Source organism: Neobacillus canaveralius, from assembly GCF_047237705.1.
GTDB lineage: Bacteria > Bacillota > Bacilli > Bacillales > Cytobacillaceae > Neobacillus > Neobacillus niacini_K.
This window is the reverse complement of record NZ_JBDFLL010000001.1, coordinates 1,867,087-1,886,579: the sequence shown is the minus strand read 5'-3', so window position 1 is coordinate 1,886,579 and position 19,493 is coordinate 1,867,087. Positions and strand designations below refer to the sequence as shown.

The window sequence follows — 19,493 nt, the reverse complement described above, 5'->3', positions numbered from 1 at the left end:
GTACACCACAAAGATAATCAAAGCCGCCACCATCAACAAATACCATCCGGTAAAATTCATGACACCCTCCTTGGTACCCACGCTTCTATGTAGTCGAGCGCCGCTTGCATATCTTTTCGTTTAATATCTTTGTAACTGGTAACTCCAAAGCGATTTCGAATTTCACGATATAATTCCGCAAATAACGGTGGTCTAGATTCTTTATTCTTTTCTAATTCATAAATTCTTGAAGCAATTCCAATCTGGACCCTACGCTGTTCTCCGTGATCTAAGGTGATTTGATTTTCTACCATACTACGAACCTCTTTAACTTCACTTTTTACTTCAACGACTTCCGTTTTTACTTGAGTTAATTCCTCAGCAGATTCTAGGCTTAATTTCATAGCTGCCACCAGCTGCTCACGTTCGGATAATGGACGAGGTTTTTTCAATTCATCTTCCATTCGTTCAAACTCATCGATATATGCTTCTTTAAATTTCATTGCTTCCTTGCCGGTGTAACCCATGGCTAAGAGAGTGAATCCCTTTTTACTCATGAAGTACATTGGCATTTCTTTATTTTGAGAATTTACATAAGTGGACTCGGCGAAATTGCCGACTCGAAATTCCTCACTACAACCTAATTCACGAATGTCACGCATTACTCTTGCATGTTCTTTTCCAAATACCTCTGCAACTGTTAAAGAATCTGTTACTGCTTGCCCGTTTTCTACAAAAACCAACTTGTTCATTTCGACCTCTCCTTCAAACTTTTCTATATTTTCACAGCATTTTTAGATACAAAATTTTATAGTTTTCACTATTCTGATATTGAAAATCTGCAAACAACGTCAACACAGTGCCTTCGACGGTATTTTTCGCATGAACCGTCAAAAAAAATATCGTGATTTCACTTGTATCTACAGCATTTTTCGCACCTAACTCCAAAAAGTGGGAGCTTCTAGGGAACAAAGACCACCTTCCCAGTAAGCTCCTGGACCTCTCGTTTGAATAGATCCGCATTAGAATTTGTATCCGATAAATGAAGTAACCAGATTTCCTGAACTTTGGTTAAGTCGTTAGCATTTAAAAAGTCTTTCACGTTCTCTAGACTGAAATGAGACCGCATGAGCCGTTTTTTTCTGCCTTTATCGATATATCCATCAGCAACATTTTGATTAAGAATATCCATGCTGTAATTGCACTCAACCATGATGTGAGTAAGACCTTTGAACTTGTAACGAATGTAGTAGGTATCAGTAGCAAAGAGCAACTTCTCACCTTGATGATTAGCCAATAAAAAGCCAATTGGTTCTGATACATCATGTTCAACTTCGAAAGGAAGGATGGTCCATGTACCTATTTGAAATTGCTCACGGGCTTTTACGGGCTTCATTCGATGGTTGGTAATACTAAGAGTCTCAAAGGTACCTTTTGAAGCGTATACGTCGATTCCAGCCTTCATAACTTCTCGTATTGCTTTCACATGATCGTTATGTTCATGTGTAACTAAACATCCCGCGATTGATGACATTTGAAAGTTCAGTCCTCTCTGGATGTACTTATAACTGATACCACACTCCAAAAGGAGGGGAGTGCTGCCATCCGTAATGTGATAACAGTTCCCCTTGCTACTGGATGCTAGAGCTTTTATCTCAATCAAAATCCTGGTCCGCCTACTTCAACTTCTATTGGTGGTTCTTGTGGTAATTCTTGTTGGTCTGGCTTAATTTCAAAATCAACATCGATAATGTCACCATTAGCGTTATTTCTGATTTCCTCTTCAAGTTGCGCTTCTTCTGCCGCGTCTTCAGCTCGATTGATATGCTGCATAACCAAACTGCTATCATCAGAAGCATTCATAAATTTCTTACAAGCTCGGTTAATGACCGTTTTCTTTGCCATTTCTCCCTTAAATTCATCATGAGTAGATCCTGCCTTTTCAACCGTTTGGTCTTTCCCCCAAAATTGCGCTTTACTCCAAGCTTTACGAAGTTCCGCAATCGTCATTAATTCGTGGTAGACAGTACCATCAGGCATGACGATGGTTGCATAGGCACCAATGACTTTATCTTTGTCGATGTTTCCAAACTTCTGTTTATGGGTAAGATTAGTGATACGGCCGTTTACCATTTCGTAGTCAACCTCGTCACCTTCATAAATGACAGCTGCATCGATACTTTGTGCACCGGTAACACGTTTGGTAACGGCCATAGTTCCGAAGTAAGAACGTTGGAAAGTAAGTTGATTACCATAAACGATGAAATATCCTTGTTTCTTCGAAGGATTTAATCCTTGGACCACCATATCTAAAAGCGCATTGGCAACGCTGTCCTTTGTGCAACCTTCTAAAGCTGGCTTGCCATTTCTATCTTTCACCGTTTGAAGAATCAACCAAGCTGATTTCATTGCGTTTTCAGGACTATAACTAGCAGGGAAATGAAGCTCGTTTTTCTCTTGAAATTCTTTTACCTTTGCCGCGACTACATCCACCGTGTCTTTTTTTATTAGTGCTAATTGATTACTCATTAAACTGCCTCCCCTATAACGTTTTCTATTTGTTCAACCCGTAAAGCCTTATCCATTTCCGAAACTACCAGGCTGACTACCTGCGCTTTGGTATCAATCAATTTTGTGACCGCTTCGGCATTATCCACGAAAATTGGAGCAGAGAAACCATAGTGCTCTGAAAGAGTGTTGATAATATCCAAGCCTGAATTAATACGAGCTGCATTATTCAACCCTTTGTCATAAGGGACCCCATTATATAAAGTCTGACAAGTTTCGGTTAGTCCACCGTTAATCTGCTGGTCAAACAATTGGAATGTCACATATTTAAACTTACTGTTAATTCTCTCTTCCAGAAGATTTACTTTGGTTCGGATAAACTCTTCTGTCAGGTATAGCTCCCCTTCTAACTTTTCAAACTCAGCTGCTAGTTCCCTTTCTTGTGCCTTTAGTTCACCAATTCGTTTCTGTGATTGGTCCGCCACAACAAACTTTCCGAGCTCCCCTTGAAGCTGATCGCGTTTTGTTTTCAATTCGGAAACTTCGAATTGTATGGACTGGATGGATTGGTCTGCTGCTTCTCTTAATTCACGAATTTCAGTCTCTATCTTTTGTTTTTCAACTAACTTACCTGTATAAGAAGGATTTTCCATTATATCCACAATGGCGCTTTCTGCTGTGGATAACTGCCCTTTAAGGCTAGTTAGAAACTCTTTCTTGTCTTTTAACTGACTTTCAATTTTTTCGATTTCTTTATCAAATTCATCATTAGATTTCTTCAATTCTTCTAGTTTCCCAGCAACTTGTTTACCACTTTTCTGAATGGATTCTAATCGCTCTGATTTCGTTTTATTGAATTCCGCTAAGGCTTTATCTTTCGCCGATTGAACTTGCTCCTCTGGAAGTGATTGACCGCAAGTAGGACAACTGCAGTCCGATTCATGAGTAAAGACCCGATCGTTAACCTCATGCCATTCCTTAAGTAAGCACTCCCTGTTATCATTCAAATCTTTCAAGTTGTAAGAGTTCATCTGCTTTCGCTGATTAACAGAATCTATCTTCGATTGAAGGATGGTTGCATTCGAATTTTCTTCTTGAATACGTGCTTTCAATGAGTAAACCTTATCGTTTGAATTAGCCTGGTGCTCTTGCTTGATTTGAAGCATAGCCAATTCGATTTCTTGAATAGTTTTTTGTTTAGCTGAGATAGCACTGCCATTTCGAATGTTATTTATCAATGTCATTTTTTCATCGATATCACTGTTTAACTGCAATATTTCTGCTTCAAAAGATTGCTTTTCGATTCCATCCAGATGAGGCAAGGTGCGCTGAATTTCATCAATCCGAACCGGTATCTTTTCTAGTTCCTTGTTAATTTCTGTACAACGAGCTGCAATCACTTTTCGATGGTCCTCAATACTTCGACCGTTAAGTATTTCTTGAAGACGATGAAGTTCACTATTTGAGGAAATGACTTCATCCGTTGTTATGTCACCGCAGATATCTAGAAGCGTTTTTCGACGATCCTGCCATTTCACTTGTTCATTAAAGTAGGATGGGCTTGTAAGGAGTTTGAAAATATCCTCTTTGATGATGGAGTCTACCTTAGCCGCGTATTCGTTTTTCTTGGAAGGCACACCATCTATAAAATAATCGGTCGTATGTCCGCTAAACTCTGCAGTTGCAGATCCGCGCTTCTTGGTCCACTTTTCCGCATATACTTTTCGAAGAGTAAGGGGCTTCCCGTTAAAATCGAAAGTCGCCTCAACTTCGTGCTCTAAACCATGAAGCTCTTTGCCATCAACCAATGTTTTAATAGCGAAATCCTTTTTGTTTTGGCTATCTTTATCAAATAGCAACCAAATAAATGAATCGAACAAAGTGGTCTTTCCAGTAGCGTTATCACCGAATATCTGGACGTTTTGACCATTCATTTCAATTACGAAAGAACGAACACCCTTAAAGTTTGTAAGAGAAAGACGAGTGAGGGTTAAACGGTTCATGCTGTTACCTCCTCATCGTTTTCTAATTCCGCAAGTTGTTTCATCAACATTTCTTTCAATTGTTCTTTATGGGTAACTTTCAATTGTGGGAATTTACCTAAATCTTTTGTTTTTGCTAAGGCATATAGTTTAAGCCCTTCAATAACTATAGAAAGTTCAAATGGATATTCACTATCGCTACGATTAGATATCTGGATGTTATCTGCGTTCCCTATTTTTTCTAAAAGTCCAAGTCGAACGTGAGCGCTACCGATACCAATACTCAAAACATCTCTTTCTGCTCTAAATGCTTCGCTTACTTCAGCAAAAGTTTTTAATAATTCAACATTCATTTTCTATTCCTCCTAATTTTTGAATTTGCTAATATTGGAGGGCCTGATATACTATAAGTGATTGATTTTTTCTTAGGCCCTTTTTATGAAGACTTGCGCCGCTAACGCAGGTCTTTTTCTATTCACCTTTGCAGACTGCTCTATCAGCAATAAATTGGTAAGTGCAATCTACATCTTGGTGAATCATGATTTCTTCACCATCCACCATTAATTCCAGCCAGGCATCCAAATTAACGATATCTTCCTGACACCCTACACACTCCCCAATAACTTTCGGTTCCGGCTGTTCTAGGTGCGGCCAGTGACTATCCAAAACCATCGGATTTTCGATATTACCCATTAGTAGTTCACTCCTTTTATTTTTTTACCCAGTAATTCCAAGGTTTGAATAATCCCTTTACGAATTCCTGCATTATAGGAAAAAGCCGCTCCATTATAGGTTTCGAAAAGTTCCCGTACCTTTTCCTCTAGAGACTTTTCAAGCTCATACCCCACATATAAAGCACGAATGAGAATATCTAAAGACATTCCGTTAAGTGCCTCTCTTTTGCCATCCCATAAATTCTTAGCGTGCCATTCAACTACATCCGCCTTGCTACATCCTTGTAGATCCAACGCACTTTCCAATGCTTCCGCTTGCTCCTTTGTTAATACAGCTTTCAATTGGTTCACCCCCTTAAATTGCCGCTTTTTGATTATCCAACCATTTCATTAAATCATCATATTTAACTAACTTTCTTCTTCCTACGTGGATCACAGGAAAGTCTGTTTGATTCATAATGTTATAAACATGTGTTGTGGAAACTTGAAGCATTTCTGCGATATCTTTAACAGTCAATATTGGTTTCTGCATTTAACACATCACCCTTCATCTCACGTATCGTGTACTTAGTCGCAAAAAAAAGATGATTTGGAGATACTTTTAATATCTTCACAATTTTATCAACGACTTCACTGGAGGCTGTTTGTTCTCCTTGTTCGATCATTTGATACTTACTCGTTGATATACCAGCTTTTTCGGCAAGTTCTTTCATGCTATAACCTTTCTGTAATCGGTAGAACTTTAAGTAATTCATCTTTATTATCACCTCACGTTTCGTGCTTTCTTGTATTCATAATATTACACAAATAGTGCGATGTCAATACGTTTTGTGGAAATTAAATTCAAAATATATAAATTGTTGTACAATATGTGTGAGGTGAGAATATGGATAAGAAGGGAATTGGGAAAAAAATAAGAGAATTAAGGGAAAACAGAAATATGTTTGCAGAAGATCTAGCTGGGATATTAAAGGTGTCAAAATCCACTATTTACATGTGGGAAGGTGGAAATCGAACACCTGATATTTTTCAATTAATGGCCATAGCAGATTTCTTTAATGTAGATCTGGACACTCTCACAGGACGTGAAATGAAGAGTGATTTACAATACATGTTTCCTGATAGTGAGACAATGAGAGTCCCAATAATCGGAGAGGTGAAAGCAGGATATGACTTGTTAGCAGATCAGAACATCATCGGGTATGAGTTTGTTCCTAAATCCATGTTAAAGGGTGGAGAATATTTCTACCTAAAAGTGACCGGGGATTCAATGAAGGACGCTAATATAAGTGAAGGAGATTTAGTTCTCGTTCGAAGGCAACCAGCAGTAGATGAGGGTCAGGTGGCAGTCGTATTATTAGACAATAATGAGATAACCATCAAACGGGTCCATTACGAAAAGAATGAGCAGGTTATTCTTCATTCTGATAATACGAATTACCCGCCTAGATTGTTTAAATTTAACGAAATTAAGATTCAGGGGTTAGTGAAACAAATAATCAAGAAGGTGGTATAATGGCCTATTTTCGCAAGCTAAAGAACGGCAAATGGTCCTTTACTATGGACATAGGCAAAGACCCACTAACGGGGAAACGAAAGCAAATCACTAGAGGTGGATTTTCTTTAAAAAAGCATGCTCAAGAAGAAGTGGATAAAATAAAATTAGACATAAAAAAAGGACGGGTTAATACGACTGTTCTTCTCTTCAAGGATATGATCCCTATTTGGAAAGAAGAGAGAGAGTCGCAAATCCGCCCATCCACACTTAGTATGCATGAAGAATACCTAAATGCGCAAGTATTACCTATTTTCGGGAATAAAAAACTAAAAGATATTAAACCAGCTCACATCCACATGTTTGTTCAGAAGCTTCAAAAAGAAGGAAAGGCAGCTTCAACTATTGTTACGGTTAAAAGTATATTAAATTCTATTTTTGATACTGCAGCACGTTTGGAATATATTTCATCAAACCCAGTAGAAAATGTAAAAGCTCCTAAAATAAAGTCTACAGAAAAGAAATCCTGGACTGTAGAAGAAGCAACATATTTTCTAACTAAGGTGAAAGAACGGTATCATAATTGGATCATTTTTTACTTAGCATTATTTACCGGAATGAGGATTGGAGAAATTGCCGCTTTACGTTGGGAAGACATAGATCAGAACAACATACATGTAAAACGAACAGCCATAAAGGCAGATAACAAAGTGGAAGCTGGAGAGGAAACAAAGACAATAAACTCAATCCGCCTTATTCCTTTAAATGAGACATTAAAACAGGCTCTAATAGAATGCAAAGAGTTGAGTACAAGTGAATGGGTTGTTCCAGGACAAAAAACATTTTTACACCCTGACTCCATCAGACAAATATATCGTAAGCTTATCAAAGAATTTGATTTACCTTATATTCGTTTCCATGACATGAGAAGGACTCATGTCACCATGCTTATAGACGCAGGAGTTCCCGCTACAGTCGTTGCAAAGAGAGTTGGGCATAAAAATATAGCCGTTACTCTAAATACGTACACAGACGTCTATAAAGAGCGTTTGGTGGAATCAAGTGAAACAATTGAAAAAGTAATAAATGTGGTAAATGAACGTGGTAAAAATGAAATAAACACCCCATAAAGATAGAAAAATCAATGGTTAAGTCAGAAAAACTCCTATCGTCATATGATAGGAGTTTTTTCAATATGTTTCAATAGTAATGCTTTTAAATCCAACCTCTAAAGCGACTTGCTTCGGCCATTTTACGAACACCGACCATGTATGCAGCCAAGCGCATATCTACACGTCGAGTTTGTGCTGTTTCATAGATATTGTTAAATGATTTGACCATTACTTTTTCAAGTTTTTCTTCTACTTCTTCTTCAGACCAGTAATAACCTTGATTATTCTGAACCCATTCGAAGTAGGAAACCGTAACGCCGCCTGCAGATGCAAGTACATCCGGAACCAATAAAACACCGCGCTCTGTTAATATCTCTGTTGCCTCCAGTGTTGTTGGTCCATTAGCAGCCTCGACAACGATTCCCGCACGAATATTGTGTGCATTATCTGCTGTAATTTGATTTTCTATGGCAGCAGGTACAAGAATATCGCACTCGAGTTCCAGTAGTTCCTTATTTGAGATTGTGTTATTAAATAATTTTGTAACTGTACCAAAACTATCACGACGATCTAGAAGATAGTCAATATCAAGTCCATCCGGATCATATAAAGCACCATACGCATCGGAAATACCTACGACCTTCGCGCCTGCATCATGCATGAATTTTGATAAATAGCTTCCTGCATTACCAAAGCCTTGAATAACGACCCTTGCACCCTCAATTTGGATTCCTTTTCTTTTAGCTGCCTCACGGATACAAATGGTTACACCCTTAGCGGTAGCAGATTCACGCCCGTGAGAGCCTCCTAAAACAAGCGGCTTCCCAGTAATAAAACCAGGAGAGTTAAATTCATCTATGCGACTGTATTCATCCATCATCCAAGCCATAATTTGAGAATTTGTAAAAACATCCGGTGCTGGAATATCTTTTGTTGGACCCACGATTTGACTAATAGCTCGTACATACCCACGACTTAATCTTTCAAGTTCTCTAAATGACATATCACGTGGGTCACAAATAATACCACCTTTTCCACCGCCATATGGAAGGTCAACAATTCCACATTTTAAGCTCATCCAAATGGAAAGGGCCTTTACTTCTGTCTCAGATACATTGGGATGAAACCTAATCCCACCCTTTGTTGGACCGACTGCGTCATTGTGCTGTGCACGATAGCCCGTAAATATTTTTATTGATCCGTCATCCATTCTTATTGGAATTTTAACTGTCATCATACGTAACGGCTCTTTTAAGAGCTCATATACTTCTTCAGGATAACCTAACTTTTCAAGAGCTTTATGTATAACAGTCTGTGTTGAAGTTAATACATTATTTTCTTCCTCTTGATTAGTTTTTTCATTACCTTTTTCGGCTACCATCTGTAAACCTCCTAAAAATCACTTTAACAAATGTTGTCGCTTTCAGACACAAGTATACACGTTTAAATGATTTATGCAAGATGAAAAATTCATAATTCACTATTATTAAGTCATTTCTTGTAAACGCTATCATGCCTGTTGAACTGGGATTTTTACCAAAACAAATAGGAGCGGTGGACTCCTATTTAAGTTCCTCAAAGTATCAAAATCTATTTAAAATATTTTCGAATGGTTTCCACCGCACTATCTTCAATAATTTGTTTTCCATATTCTTTTAGAACATGTGTACTAAGAATGGATGGATTACCGTACTCGGATAAAAATGCTGCAATTTTTTCTACAACAGAAGTATCAATGTTATTCATATTTAAGTAATATCGATTGTTATAAGAATATAAACTTCCGCCTGTTACGTTTAAGACAAACAATCTGTGAGAGAGTGCAATAATATCTTCTATACTCTCGAATTGATACAGTAGGTTTTCACAGCCTTCAACTCTTACTTGCATCTCCACAAAGCCATCAAATAATATTTCTTCATCTTCAATATTTTCGTCGACTGTTATAATCATAATCATTCCTTGAGCCTGCAAGGAGAAAATTTCAACTCCAACAGAACCCTGTATCTCAACATCAAATTCTTCACTTGCCTCCTCCAGCATGTCATGGAAAAGTTGATGCCATTTTATAGAATCCTTCCATATATCATCCTTGGAAAGTCCCCTTTCCATTAAATCATCAGAGGTTAAAAAAATTTTTATCTTATTGACTGTTAAGCGTTCTAAGCGCATGCTCTTTTGCCCCCTGCCGTGACATAACTCTTAACCCTAGTGTATGTCAATGGCTTTGGTTGGTGCTTTGTCTAAAAGACCATCCTCTCCAATAGCCACATTTCCCATTCATTAATGGTTTGTCCAAAAATGAAGGATGAGTATTGATCTTTATTAGATTTTTTCATTGCATTTACAGCCTTACCTCCAAGCCCAATCGTAAGATCCCTATGTTTCTTTGTTAGGTGATTTACCACTAAAAGTGCATCTTTTAACTCTTCCTGAACTTCACAACTAATAATGACGAGATCTGGATGAATCATATCCAATATTTGGTCACTCTCATCTTCTGAACTAAATTTACCTATATTTATTACTTGTATACCACGTTTTCTTAAATAAAAAGTAAACATTAAGAGCTCAATGCTATCCCCATTAGTCGACCAGTTTATACATAAGGCTTTGTTCTGATGAACATTAATAGGGAAACTATGAATAATGGTCTCAACTCTGGCTTTTATAAGAGATAAGGAAAAATACCTCTGTGCAGATACAATTTTTCCAGCACTAAAAGAATCCTCTATCTTCTTTTGCATCTGACTAAAAATTTCAATAATAACTTTTTCCATCGTAAAGATACTAAACAATTTATTGATAATTTCGTTTATCCTATCATGCTCGAAGTGGATTAAGGCTTCGTACAGTGAGTCTGACAAACTGATTAGAGGATTATCCTGCTTCAGGTTTAAGGTTTCTGGATCCATTTGAGATTGATTGTGCCCCATTAAGGAGACGGCCTGACTGATGGTAAATCCCTGGTTAACCTTTTTTATTAACCACTTTAGTATTTTGATGTGCTCGTCTGTATATAATCGATGTCCTGCTTCATTTCTAACAGGAGCAACCATTTGATATCGTCTTTCCCATGCCCGCAGCGTTCCTGGCTGAATCCCCAGCATTAACGCAGCCGCTTTAATATTATATTTACCTTCCTGGGCCGCCATCCTAATTCCTCCGATAAGTAACAAACCATTTTCTAAAGAAAACTAACTGCCTTTCTTTATGGTAATGAAATGACACTGTGCTGGCGCCCCCAGCCTTAATGGGACCCCTGTTGTGCCGTAGCCATTACTAATTAGAATAGTCGTGTTATCTAATTTTTCCACTTTCCCTTTTTTAAATGGACTGTAACCTAGAATATGTATTTGTCCTCCGTGTGTATGACCACTTAATACAAGGCGAATTTTGTGTTCAGGCAATATTTTATCTATGATATCTGGGTAATGACTTGCCAATATTTTAAAGCTATTAGTCTGTGCATCTAACAATGCCAAGTCCAATCTGTCTCGCCCTTGACCTACTTCATCCACTCCAAGTAAGGATAATTTCTCTCCATTTTTAGATTCAAAGATAGCTGCAGTATTATCTAAGACTTTTATTCCATAATCCAAAAGTATGGCATCCAATTTACGAAAGTCAGTTTCATAATCATTATTGCCCCAAACAAAATATACTGGACCTGCCTGTTTTAATTTCTCAAGGTTTTTCTTAACCCTTTCAAAAGGAACCTTCTTCTCCGTTAAATCCCCTCCAATTATTACAATATCAGTTTTCCCTTTAACTTCATTGATAATGTTATCGGAAATAATGCGCTTATGTATATCAGAGATAAAAAATATTGATACAGATCCGAATGACTCTGGAAAATCTTCGAAGTTCATTTCATGAGGTACAACCTGATTTAGGAACGCTTCTTTTATCATATATAAGATTAAGGCTATTCCAAGGATTAAAAGTAAAACAAGAATAATAATCATCCATTTCCCCTTTTCCATTCTAAAATGTTCTAAAGAAAATCATACCATAAAGCAAACTAAAACTAAAAAAGGACTAAAGCTTACTCCGTTTTTTCTTTACGTCCTTCATTATGAATTTAAATATCTCTTGAAAAAGTTGTACAATGACGACTAATCCGAATAATAATGCTAATGAAGCAGCAAAAAATTCCAAAGGATAAATAATCGGTCCAACCAAAATATCAGAGAAATGAACTGGATAAGTAATGGGAAACCATTCAATAAATAAATATCCACACAGAATAATAAAAAATAACCGCCAGATTATTCTCAACACAAAAATCCCTCCCATACATTGTATGAGAGGGATTTCATAACTTTCCGTTTTGATTTACTTATCTTCCTGAATACTTAAAATGCGGAAACCTTGCTCTTCCAGCTTCTTTGTAAACCGGTCTATATTATCTTTCTTTTCAACTTTCATAACAATTCTTCGAACTAATTTATCAGTCTCATCAAACGTTACAAGCGAAATAATATGTTCATGGAAGTGATGGGCAATTTCAGAAAGACGAGCAATTCGACCTTCTGTTTCTACCGATGTAAAGGCAATCCTTACTCCTGGGCGGTTTACTCCGAAAGCGCTTTGAAAAGTGGAGAGGACATCAGAACGTGTTACAACTCCTAGGAATTTACGATTTTGATCAACGACAGCTAACAACGGAAAGTCTTTTAAATCAAGGAGTGTCTTTTCAAAAACTTCTTCACCCAATAGAAACTTGTCTTGATGGGTTGCAATATCTTTAACTGTGACGCTAGTTAAATAGTCATCCTTCTGTTTTCCGGACAAAAAGTAGTTCTCATAAATTTTGTAGCGTGTAACGACCCCTAAATACTCTTCCCCTTGTAAGACAGGCACACCATCAATCTGATTCTTCTCTAATTGTTCTAATGCAACACTCAATGTGGTATCTTCCTGTACCGTCACACAGGCATGATTTGGAATCATCATATTTTTCACAAACACTATCCATCACCTCTATGTAATTATCCTACCTAATTATACTTCAACAAAACAGAGGGAATATCCTTTTTATTTCCAATATAATGTAATGAATCTTGAGATTTTACATATTTATTAATGATATTAATTAAGGGAGGGCGACTATGTTTACACTATATAAAACTTGGCACCCTATTGCTAGTCCATTTGACCCCTGCAAACCAATTCTAGAAAAAACTTTTTCTACTCCACCGAATCTATATATCGGCTTTCAGCCGCCAAATCTTCCACAATTCACACCACTTGAAGCATTAAAAGCAGGGACTTTATGGAAACCATTTTATGACCCCTACTTTAACCCTTTTGAGAAAGCGAAAGGGGGTATACCCTGTTGAAACAAATTCCAGCCGAATATTATCAGATGTTAGAGCAGCTTCAAGCCGTAGACTTTGTATTAGTTGAATTACAATTATATTTGGATACACATCCGGATGACCTCGAAGCCATTAAACAATTCAATCATTATGCAAGAGAAAGGAAAACGTTAAAAAAGGCGTTTGAAAGTCAATTCGGTCCTCTTCAGCAGTTTGGTAACAGCTATTCTGGACACCCATGGAATTGGAACGATCCACCTTGGCCTTGGCAAGTTTAAATCTCATTTTAGAATCAGAGGGAGGGAATTGTTTATATGTGGATATATGAGAAAAAGCTTCAATATCCCGTTCGTGTTAGTACTTGTAACCCGACATTAGCCAAATATTTAGTTGAGCAATATGGCGGTGCAGATGGCGAGCTTTCAGCTGCTTTACGGTATTTAAACCAAAGATACTCCATTCCTGATAAAGTAATTGGATTATTAACAGATATAGGTACTGAGGAATTCGCACATCTGGAAATGATTGCCACTATGATCTATAAACTCACGAAAGATGCCACACCAGAAATGATGAAGGCAGCCGGATTAGGTGACCACTACGCCATACATGATAATGCTCTATATTACGAAAATTCATCTGGGGTGCCTTGGACTGCTGCTTATATACAAGCTAAAGGTGACCCAATTGCTGACCTTTACGAAGATATAGCAGCAGAAGAAAAAGCAAGGGCTACCTATCAATGGATAATTAATCTAAGCGACGACCCGGATTTAAATGATGGTCTAAGGTTCCTTCGCGAAAGAGAAATCATTCATTCACAACGGTTCCGTGAAGCGGTAGAAATATTGAAGGAGGAGCAAGGAAAGAAAATATTTTTTTAAAGTCCAAAGAAGCAGACCGAGGCTGCTTCTTATTTTTTTTCGTGATAAAGATTAATGTCATAGGTTTTTTTCATTACCTCAAAATCAAGATGGCGATTTTTCCAATGTTCTTCTTTTTTCCAAAGATCCTTACTGCGATTTACGATTTCGCACCTCAATTCCTGATATTCTTTTTCCTTCTTATCTTTTTGCTGCCTTAAGACATTCATCGCTCCATACAGAATTACTGTAATGGCAAATAAACTGATATTTATGGCGTCACTAACAGAGGCAGAAAACATGGCAAAGAAAGAATAAGAGTATTGCTTAGCAATTATAAAATAGAAATAAATAAAAAATACAAATGCAAAAATGAGCATCGAATAGATTGTTAAATAATGCCACCTTTTAGCTGTATCAAACTTAATTTTCCTTTTTCGTACGTTTTCCAGCATTTGCTTCGTTGCCTCATCAGTATGCTCAAGTGAATGGATTGGTTTATCCATAGTATCAACCACCTCAGTAACATACATATGAACTTGTCCGATAAATTATGAAAAAATATAAAAAAAAAACCGATCAATAATTGATCGGCTACTTACTTAATGGAATTTTTAAAACTTGACCTAAATAAATTTCATTACCTTTCAAGTTATTAGCTTTTCGAATGGTATCCTCTCCAGCTTTTGAATGATAATATTTCAAAGAAATTCGATAAAGATTTTCTCCCGATTTAACTGTATGATAAATAACTGATGGCGCGGGTTCAACATTTTTATCGGTGCCTTGCCCGCTAATAGGAATCGGTTCAGAAGCTGGACTCTCAATTGGAGTATCCTGGCTGATAGATTGTTGAACTTCGACAGCCTCTTGATCATCCTCCACAGGAGCATTTTCTTTTTCGTCTGCTTCGGTTTCAACGGTACTTTCAGTTTCAGATTTTTCAAAGTTAATGACTTCATATCCGGAAGAGTCACCGGTGACTTTCTCAGTCTTACTGCCTTTTCCCTCCTCAAGATACGAGTAAGCACTAAATATAACAATAGGTAGAAGAATAAAAAATAATACCAAAATACGAATTATTGGATACTTTATTTTCCATTTCGTTTTCTTTCTTTTTTCCCTATGAATTTGTTCTCTAGGAGGTAATTGGTCACGAACCTCCGTTGTTTCTTCATTAATTTTTTCAATTCGCCGTTTTAGCCGTTCCGCCTGGCTTCTAAAAGGTTCTTCTTTATTCATGAAGCATCCCCTCCTGTTCATCGACATCTATGGTGTGTTGATATTTAATATAAAGCCCTAATAAAAAATCAATTGTAAAATGCATGATCATCGTTACAGCTAAGTTGTTACTCCATGCATAAACGGAGCCAATAAAAAAACTAAGAATGACAATATTAGCAAATAAAAACCAATTAAAAAGGTATCGATAATGTATGATTGCAAAAATAAGGCTTGCAAGAATTAATCCAACCTTTGTTTGGATGACACCACGGAAAAGCAGCTCTTCACTGAATGCAACAAATGCAGCAATCCAAGCTATGTGAATTACACTTCTATTCTTAAAAATTCTTTCGTTCAACCCCCCATCGTCGTAAAAAGACTTTGGGAGTAATTTCATTAATATAATATCTACTATGACAATAGCTACACCTGCTGGAATGCCAATCAACAAAATCTTTCCATCAGAAAAGTCAATGGTATGCAAATATGAAAAATGATCAAACAAAAAAACTCCTAAAATAAAAGTTATGCCAAGCAGTAGGAATTGGGTCATATATAGATGAGAGAGTAGTTCTCTATCGGTTAAACCTTTGATTAGTTCATAATATTTATTTTTCATTTCCTCAACTCACCATTTAGTAGAATCTTTGCTAGATAATCCTTCCACTTTTCGTCCTTAACAGGATAGGTTTGTATACTACCAAGTGCGTGGTATTGATCAAACTGAATTCCACAAACATCGCAGCAATTCTGTTTTCTTCCCATAACTGGCTCTTCGTCAAAATAATCTAGAATTAATTCTCTTCTACACGATTTCGATTTAATCCACTTCTTTAAATAATGTATACTGCCCTTCTTAACCTTTAATCTATCATTAACAAATTCCTTTAATCTTTGTTTTAAATGTTCGAGAGTGTAAATTTCTTGAGGCTTTTTGATAAAATCCTGAATTATCCGCCACTGAACCTCTGAGAAACCCCCATCCTCTCTCAAATGTTGATTCATTTCAAGAAAATGGTCATTCAGTTTTTCTTCCTTTGGAAAATATGAAAATAGCCAGTCAATTTGCAGCTCCGACGGTAATTCACCTTCCGCCAGCTGTACAGGAAGCTGTTCATCTCCTGGAGAATATAGTAAAATCGCAATACTATCCTCACCGTCACGTCCAGCTCGACCAATCTCCTGCAGGTAGGATTCCATTTGCATTGGCATATGGTAATGAATAATAAATCGAATATTTTCCTTATTAACTCCCATCCCAAAAGCACTTGTTGCACAAATTACATCGAGTTGTCCATGAATAAATTGTTGTTGTATTAAAATTCTTTGTTCCTGGTCTAAGCCTCCATGGTAAGCCATGGCTCTTGATATACCCTTCTCCGCTAATAGAGAAGCCATTTGTTCAGCAATTTTCTTACTCGAAAAATAAATGATACCTGGTTTCTGAAGTTGACCCACTAATTCTAACAAACGTGATTGTTTATCATAAAAGTTAGGTACTTCTTCAATATAAAAAGCGATATTAGGTCTGTCGATCGTTGATTCAATCTTGGTAAAATTCTGTATCTCGAGAGATTGAATAATATCTTCTCTTACTTTTTTGGTCGCCGTTGCTGTTAGAGCGAGGGTTAGGGGATTCCCCAATTGTTTCCGGTATTCTCCTAACTTTGAATATTCTGGGCGAAAGTCGTAGCCCCACTGTGAAATACAATGTGCCTCATCTACTACAAATAAAGACACAGAAAGCTCCTGCAGCTTGGTCATAATAATAGGTAAGCTTAACATCTCTGGCGAGACGAAAATATATTTGTATTTTTTTAAATTACGTAATACGTAGCCTCTCTTCTTTGCTTCAAGAAAAGAGTTCAATGCAATGACCCTTTTCTCGCCAAATTTCATTAATTGTTCCACCTGATCCTGCATAAGAGATAACAGAGGAGAAATGATTATGATTTGACCATCCAGACAATACCCAGGGAGTTGGTAGCATAAGGACTTACCAGTGCCTGTTGGGAGCATTGCGATCGTGTGGTTTCCTCCGAGAAGAGAAGAAATCACTTCCTTTTGCCCCGTTTTAAAGGTTTTATATCCAAAATACTTCCACAGAAGTTTTTCTAATTCCAATGTCTATCACCATACTTTGCAAGAGCGAGTCTGATTTGAAAGTAGGAAGCTGTTTTTAATGTGTTCCTAATTACCTTTAGTTGCCTTGTAGATTCTCGCCTTGAAATTTCTAAAATTTTAAGCTGCATTTCTTCATCTACATACGAGTTAATGAAAAAATCTTCAACATTTAAAGCAAACTCTACTAGATGGTCTTCAATCGTACTTATTTTTAAATTCCGAATGCTTGCGATTTCCTCCGCGGTAAAGCCTTGATTTAGAAGTACCAGGGTTTTACGAGCCGAAAGTGTTAAAGAATCGTTTTGGTCTAAATTAGCAAGCAGTGATGATAATACTTTAAAGCGAGAAGGATCACTTTCAACAAAGTGAAGTAAACAATGAATTGTATTAATAAATTCAAGATGATAATGTATTGAATCTATATTTAATTTTTTGGCAATTTGAGACGAGGTCAATCCAATTTGCTTGTATCCCGTTAATCGAAATATCAAGATCTGTGCATTGACATCCTTGGCATGTTCAAGAATTTCAACTAATTCCGAAAAAATGAATTTTCCCAGCTCTTGCTTTGATACAGAAGTAAACCTTAGAAATTCCTTTAACCAGTTATGAACTTCCACATTTTTTTGAATTGGGATATATTTCGTTTCTTGGAATGTAAAATTTGAAGACACTTGTACTAACAGCGAGAGTCTTTCCCAAACTAATAAAGTAAATGCTTGATATCGCCATCCATTTATATAATATGGCTGTGCATTAGTTAATAAATAATCATCACCAGCGGAGGTGAGTAGAAATCTTTGTTCCCCGCATGGTTCAACCAGTTTATTTATAAGTAACTTGTTGAAAATCTCGTCAAAGGATTCACGCGTTAACGGTTCAAGAATCCCGAAGTACCTTTTAAGTGAAAATAAATGTGCGTCCTGAAGTGTTTGTGATGATTTTTTTCCATTTAACAGATGATAGATGGAATAGATTGTTCGTTCACCATTTAATTGTTTTAAACAAAATAACAAAATGTTTTCAATTTTAAACATTTATTTCCACCACTTTTTGCTCATAATCGACAAAATTACCTATTTTTCTATCCCTTATTCTATCATGAAACTGAGTATCGTGTTGCTAAAAATTGTGGAAGATTAGGGGAAACCATTTCCTATATAGCATTTTTCTATTGAAAAGTTACACACAGAGTTTTACAATAGGAATGAGTAATGCGTTTCCATTTAATATGGAATGAGTAAGTTATTTTATTGGGAGGTTTTTTTTTCATGGCAAAGTACACGATTGTTGACAAAGAAACTTGCATTGCATGCGGAGCATGTGGAGCAGCAGCACCAGACATTTACGATTATGATGATGAGGGCATTGCATTTGTAACTCTTGATGATAACGAGGGTATTGTTGAAATCCCTGATGTATTAATTGATGACATGATGGATGCTTTTGAAGGCTGTCCAACTGATTCAATTAAAGTTGCTGACGAGTCATTTGACGGCAATCCAACTAAATTCGAATAATATTTTGTCATTAAAATATTGTTAAGCTGCTACCCTCGTCACCTTTGACGGGGGTTATTTTTTCTTAGCAAAAAAAAGAAACCAAGCATGCACTTGGTTTCTTTGCTTTTAAGCACTTTTTACAATTGTTAATTTATTAATCCATGACTGCATTCTGATGAATAGCAGCATAAATATAGAAGACATGATTATGCCTTTAATGATATTAAATGGTAAAATCGCCGGTACCACTAAATTTCGCATGTCAGGAAACTTCAACAGCGAGGTATATGCCGGTAAAATAAATAAGTAGTTTAAAATGCTCATCATTACCGCCATAATAAGGGTCCCTGCAATCAGTGCGATTGTCATTCCTTTTCGGGTTCTCATCTTGTTGTATACATAGTAGGTTGGTAATACAAATAGAATACCCGCAAGGAAATTAGCAATATGGCCAACTGGAATTCCAGTTGCACTTCCAGTTGCAATATAATTCAGTGCGTTCTTGAAAAACTCAACTAATATTCCTGCCACAGGTCCAAAAATTAAAGCTGCGATTAATGCTGGGATATCGCTGAAATCAATAAATAAGAAATTTGGAAATGGCGGAAGCGGGAAGTTTATCAGCATTAAAAGATATGCGATACTGCTCAGCATTCCAATTGAAACAATTGCTTTGACACTCATTTTTTTCTTCATTCTTTTCCTC

Annotated in this window: 28 protein-coding genes; 6 read left to right on the top strand and 22 right to left on the bottom strand. The window is 36.8% G+C overall.

Translation table 11 applies throughout. The features are described 5' to 3' along the window. Window positions 1-56: 56 nt before the first annotated feature. The 10 genes from ABC255_RS09510 to ABC255_RS09465 all read right to left on the bottom strand — a co-directional run bounded on the left by ABC255_RS09510 (window position 57) and on the right by ABC255_RS09465 (window position 5,898). Window positions 57-731: a Rha family transcriptional regulator gene (locus tag ABC255_RS09510; RefSeq protein ID WP_412993029.1), complete on the bottom strand. Its 675-nt coding sequence runs from the start codon at window positions 729-731 to the stop codon at window positions 57-59. 31 nt (window positions 732-762) lie between these two features. Then, complete coding sequence (locus ABC255_RS09505) at window positions 763-927, bottom strand: hypothetical protein (RefSeq protein WP_412993027.1); 165 nt, start codon at window positions 925-927, stop codon at window positions 763-765. Window positions 928-940: 13 nt separating this feature from the next. After that, window positions 941-1,642, bottom strand: a complete 702-nt coding sequence (locus ABC255_RS09500) for an MBL fold metallo-hydrolase (RefSeq protein ID WP_412993025.1) — start codon at window positions 1,640-1,642, stop codon at window positions 941-943. Further along, window positions 1,639-2,508, bottom strand: coding sequence for a recombinase RecT (locus ABC255_RS09495; RefSeq protein ID WP_412993023.1), 870 nt, complete (start codon window positions 2,506-2,508; stop codon window positions 1,639-1,641). Before ABC255_RS09495 ends, ABC255_RS09500 begins: the two co-directional genes overlap by 4 nt. Further along, complete coding sequence (locus ABC255_RS09490) at window positions 2,508-4,490, bottom strand: AAA family ATPase (protein ID WP_412993021.1); 1,983 nt, start codon at window positions 4,488-4,490, stop codon at window positions 2,508-2,510. Before ABC255_RS09490 ends, ABC255_RS09495 begins: the two co-directional genes overlap by 1 nt. Then, complete coding sequence (locus tag ABC255_RS09485) at window positions 4,487-4,822, bottom strand: hypothetical protein (RefSeq protein ID WP_412993020.1); 336 nt, start codon at window positions 4,820-4,822, stop codon at window positions 4,487-4,489. The genes ABC255_RS09490 and ABC255_RS09485 overlap by 4 nt, the downstream gene beginning before the upstream one ends. A gap of 118 nt (window positions 4,823-4,940) precedes the next feature. Beyond that, entirely contained in the window at window positions 4,941-5,162 is a 222-nt protein-coding gene (locus tag ABC255_RS09480; RefSeq protein ID WP_412993018.1) for a hypothetical protein, read from the bottom strand. Next, window positions 5,162-5,485 carry a hypothetical protein gene (locus tag ABC255_RS09475; RefSeq protein ID WP_412993016.1) on the bottom strand — a complete coding sequence of 108 codons (324 nt, stop codon included), beginning with the start codon at window positions 5,483-5,485 and terminating at the stop codon, window positions 5,162-5,164. The genes ABC255_RS09480 and ABC255_RS09475 overlap by 1 nt, the downstream gene beginning before the upstream one ends. A 13-nt stretch (window positions 5,486-5,498) precedes the next feature. Next, window positions 5,499-5,675, bottom strand: coding sequence for a helix-turn-helix domain-containing protein (locus ABC255_RS09470; RefSeq protein WP_412993014.1), 177 nt, complete (start codon window positions 5,673-5,675; stop codon window positions 5,499-5,501). Beyond that, the gene (locus ABC255_RS09465) at window positions 5,650-5,898 is read right to left on the bottom strand and encodes a helix-turn-helix domain-containing protein (protein WP_412993012.1); all 249 of its coding nucleotides are present in this window, start codon (window positions 5,896-5,898) and stop codon (window positions 5,650-5,652) included. The genes ABC255_RS09470 and ABC255_RS09465 overlap by 26 nt, the downstream gene beginning before the upstream one ends. A gap of 131 nt (window positions 5,899-6,029) precedes the next feature. Here ABC255_RS09465 and ABC255_RS09460 point away from each other — a divergent pair, with 131 nt between their 5' ends. Both ABC255_RS09460 and ABC255_RS09455 read left to right on the top strand, forming a co-directional pair. Continuing rightward, window positions 6,030-6,659, top strand: a complete 630-nt coding sequence (locus ABC255_RS09460; RefSeq protein ID WP_412993011.1) for a LexA family protein — start codon at window positions 6,030-6,032, stop codon at window positions 6,657-6,659. Continuing rightward, entirely contained in the window at window positions 6,659-7,768 is a 1,110-nt protein-coding gene (locus ABC255_RS09455) for a site-specific integrase (RefSeq protein WP_412993010.1), read from the top strand. The genes ABC255_RS09460 and ABC255_RS09455 overlap by 1 nt, the downstream gene beginning before the upstream one ends. Before the next feature lie 85 nt (window positions 7,769-7,853). Here ABC255_RS09455 and ABC255_RS09450 read toward each other — a convergent pair whose 3' ends face one another. The 6 genes from ABC255_RS09450 to ABC255_RS09425 form a co-directional block, all read right to left on the bottom strand. Further along, window positions 7,854-9,131, bottom strand: a complete 1,278-nt coding sequence (locus ABC255_RS09450) for a Glu/Leu/Phe/Val family dehydrogenase (RefSeq protein WP_335536492.1) — start codon at window positions 9,129-9,131, stop codon at window positions 7,854-7,856. A gap of 209 nt (window positions 9,132-9,340) precedes the next feature. After that, entirely contained in the window at window positions 9,341-9,922 is a 582-nt protein-coding gene (locus ABC255_RS09445) for a genetic competence negative regulator (RefSeq protein WP_412993008.1), read from the bottom strand. A gap of 71 nt (window positions 9,923-9,993) precedes the next feature. Continuing rightward, window positions 9,994-10,905: a MerR family transcriptional regulator gene (locus ABC255_RS09440; protein ID WP_412993007.1), complete on the bottom strand. Its 912-nt coding sequence runs from the start codon at window positions 10,903-10,905 to the stop codon at window positions 9,994-9,996. Between the two features lie 42 nt (window positions 10,906-10,947). Next, on the bottom strand, window positions 10,948-11,718 hold the full coding sequence (locus ABC255_RS09435; RefSeq protein WP_412993005.1) for a metallophosphoesterase: 771 nt from the start codon (window positions 11,716-11,718) through the stop codon (window positions 10,948-10,950). 73 nt (window positions 11,719-11,791) lie between these two features. Then, on the bottom strand, window positions 11,792-12,034 hold the full coding sequence (locus ABC255_RS09430; RefSeq protein ID WP_412993003.1) for a hypothetical protein: 243 nt from the start codon (window positions 12,032-12,034) through the stop codon (window positions 11,792-11,794). A 54-nt stretch (window positions 12,035-12,088) separates the two neighbouring features. Then, complete coding sequence (locus ABC255_RS09425) at window positions 12,089-12,724, bottom strand: CBS domain-containing protein (protein WP_412993001.1); 636 nt, start codon at window positions 12,722-12,724, stop codon at window positions 12,089-12,091. 140 nt (window positions 12,725-12,864) lie between these two features. Between ABC255_RS09425 and ABC255_RS09420 the strand changes: the two genes are divergently transcribed. From ABC255_RS09420 to ABC255_RS09410, 3 genes are read left to right on the top strand one after another with little or no spacing between them, the layout of a single operon-like run. Further along, the gene (locus ABC255_RS09420; RefSeq protein ID WP_412992999.1) at window positions 12,865-13,095 is read left to right on the top strand and encodes a spore coat associated protein CotJA; all 231 of its coding nucleotides are present in this window, start codon (window positions 12,865-12,867) and stop codon (window positions 13,093-13,095) included. Beyond that, window positions 13,092-13,352 carry a spore coat protein CotJB gene (locus ABC255_RS09415; RefSeq protein WP_412992997.1) on the top strand — a complete coding sequence of 87 codons (261 nt, stop codon included), beginning with the start codon at window positions 13,092-13,094 and terminating at the stop codon, window positions 13,350-13,352. The genes ABC255_RS09420 and ABC255_RS09415 overlap by 4 nt, the downstream gene beginning before the upstream one ends. 36 nt (window positions 13,353-13,388) lie before the next feature. Continuing rightward, window positions 13,389-13,958 carry a manganese catalase family protein gene (locus ABC255_RS09410; protein WP_412992995.1) on the top strand — a complete coding sequence of 190 codons (570 nt, stop codon included), beginning with the start codon at window positions 13,389-13,391 and terminating at the stop codon, window positions 13,956-13,958. A gap of 29 nt (window positions 13,959-13,987) precedes the next feature. Here the strand turns inward: ABC255_RS09410 and ABC255_RS09405 are convergent, their stop codons facing one another. The 5 genes from ABC255_RS09405 to ABC255_RS09385 all read right to left on the bottom strand — a co-directional run bounded on the left by ABC255_RS09405 (window position 13,988) and on the right by ABC255_RS09385 (window position 18,322). After that, window positions 13,988-14,443: a DUF2663 family protein gene (locus ABC255_RS09405; protein ID WP_412992994.1), complete on the bottom strand. Its 456-nt coding sequence runs from the start codon at window positions 14,441-14,443 to the stop codon at window positions 13,988-13,990. 88 nt (window positions 14,444-14,531) lie between these two features. Further along, a complete protein-coding gene (locus ABC255_RS29685; RefSeq protein WP_459564443.1) occupies window positions 14,532-15,179 on the bottom strand; it encodes a LysM peptidoglycan-binding domain-containing protein in 648 nt (215 codons plus the stop codon). Further along, entirely contained in the window at window positions 15,172-15,780 is a 609-nt protein-coding gene (locus tag ABC255_RS09395; RefSeq protein WP_412992992.1) for a CPBP family intramembrane glutamic endopeptidase, read from the bottom strand. Before ABC255_RS09395 ends, ABC255_RS29685 begins: the two co-directional genes overlap by 8 nt. Beyond that, the gene (locus ABC255_RS09390) at window positions 15,777-17,285 is read right to left on the bottom strand and encodes a RecQ family ATP-dependent DNA helicase (RefSeq protein ID WP_412992991.1); all 1,509 of its coding nucleotides are present in this window, start codon (window positions 17,283-17,285) and stop codon (window positions 15,777-15,779) included. Before ABC255_RS09390 ends, ABC255_RS09395 begins: the two co-directional genes overlap by 4 nt. Next, the gene (locus ABC255_RS09385; protein ID WP_412992989.1) at window positions 17,276-18,322 is read right to left on the bottom strand and encodes a YpbB family protein; all 1,047 of its coding nucleotides are present in this window, start codon (window positions 18,320-18,322) and stop codon (window positions 17,276-17,278) included. The genes ABC255_RS09390 and ABC255_RS09385 overlap by 10 nt, the downstream gene beginning before the upstream one ends. Window positions 18,323-18,556: 234 nt before the next feature. Between ABC255_RS09385 and ABC255_RS09380 the strand changes: the two genes are divergently transcribed. Beyond that, window positions 18,557-18,805 carry a ferredoxin gene (locus tag ABC255_RS09380; protein WP_066060880.1) on the top strand — a complete coding sequence of 83 codons (249 nt, stop codon included), beginning with the start codon at window positions 18,557-18,559 and terminating at the stop codon, window positions 18,803-18,805. Between the two features lie 108 nt (window positions 18,806-18,913). Here ABC255_RS09380 and ABC255_RS09375 read toward each other — a convergent pair whose 3' ends face one another. Continuing rightward, window positions 18,914-19,483: an ECF transporter S component gene (locus ABC255_RS09375; protein WP_335462641.1), complete on the bottom strand. Its 570-nt coding sequence runs from the start codon at window positions 19,481-19,483 to the stop codon at window positions 18,914-18,916. Between the last annotated feature and the right edge of the window lie 10 nt (window positions 19,484-19,493).